A 1,143-nucleotide genomic window follows, 5' to 3' on the forward strand; every position below is an offset into this window, starting at 1 on the left:
CGTATTCACCCCTTACAAGATTTGGACAAAAAATAAGAAAGTGATATCATAAAATTGAAAAAAAGAAAGGGGTGTTTTTTAATGAGAAAACGAACTAATTATGAACCAGAATTTAAGTTGTCCGTCGTTAAAGAATATCTTTCTGATGATTCATTAACTCAAAGAGATATTTGTGAAAAGTATTCTATTCCAGATTCTGTTTTTGCAAGATGGGTTAAAAAATATAAAGATTCTAATTATGACGATAATGTGTTTCATTCTAAAAAAGGTCGTTCTAGTTCTATGATTTCTGATATTTCTAAAGTTCCTCCAATTATTTACGAATCTGCTGGTATTATTAGGTCTAATTCAAATAATACTAATGATTCTGCTGCTTTAGAGAAAAAACTTAAATATTATGAGCGTCTTCTTCTTGAAAAAGAACTTCTTATTAAAATGCAAGAAGATGAAATTAATTTTTTGAAAAAAAAACGACAACAACAAAGAAAGTAACTTTTATTGGAGATTTACTGCTTATTAATAAATATACTAACTTTGGTGTTTCTTTAAATTATATGCTTAATCGTTATAAGATTAAACGTAACACCTTCTATTTTAAATCAAGATTGTTTTTTACTGTTAATCGTTATAATAGGAAAAATAAATATTTTAAAGGTTATTCTTTGAATACTAAAGGTGAAAAGGTTTATGATGATCATATTAAAAAACTACTTGTTGATTTGTTATCAATTGATGATCCTTCTAACCCAGAGTTTTTTTACAAAACTCTGGGGTCTAAGAAACTTGCAGTTGTATTTAAACAAAAATACGGTATTATTATTAATCACAAAAAAATTCATAGATTAAGAAAAGAACTTAATTTAACTCGAAATTATCATCGTCATTCAAAACATCCTAAAAAAAGACCTAAAAATCATGATATTACCGGCCCTAATCAGTATTGGGAAGCTGATATTAAATTTGTTTTTACTAAAACTAATGGGTTTGTTTGTATTCTAAGTATTATTGATTCTTTTGATAGGTCAATTGTTGGTGTTTATATTGGTAATTCTATTAAAGCTAAAGATTTTATCAATACTGTTAAGCAGGCTATTAAATTTAGAAATGCTATACCTCAAAATTTAATTATTAGAACTGATAATG

At 25.9% G+C, this 1,143-nt stretch carries 2 protein-coding genes; both read left to right on the forward strand.

The genetic code is table 11. From position 1 onward, the window contains the following. The first annotated feature begins 81 nt into the window (after nt 1-81). A complete protein-coding gene (locus X275_RS08995; protein WP_047268499.1) occupies nt 82-492 on the forward strand; it encodes a transposase in 411 nt (136 codons plus the stop codon). 170 nt (nt 493-662) lie between these two features. Next, nucleotides 663-1,143: DDE-type integrase/transposase/recombinase (locus X275_RS09000; protein ID WP_197072640.1), on the forward strand; the 481-nt coding region annotated here is incomplete at its 3' end.

This window comes from Marinitoga sp. 1197, from assembly GCF_001021165.1.
Classification (GTDB): Bacteria; Thermotogota; Thermotogae; order Petrotogales; family Petrotogaceae; genus Marinitoga.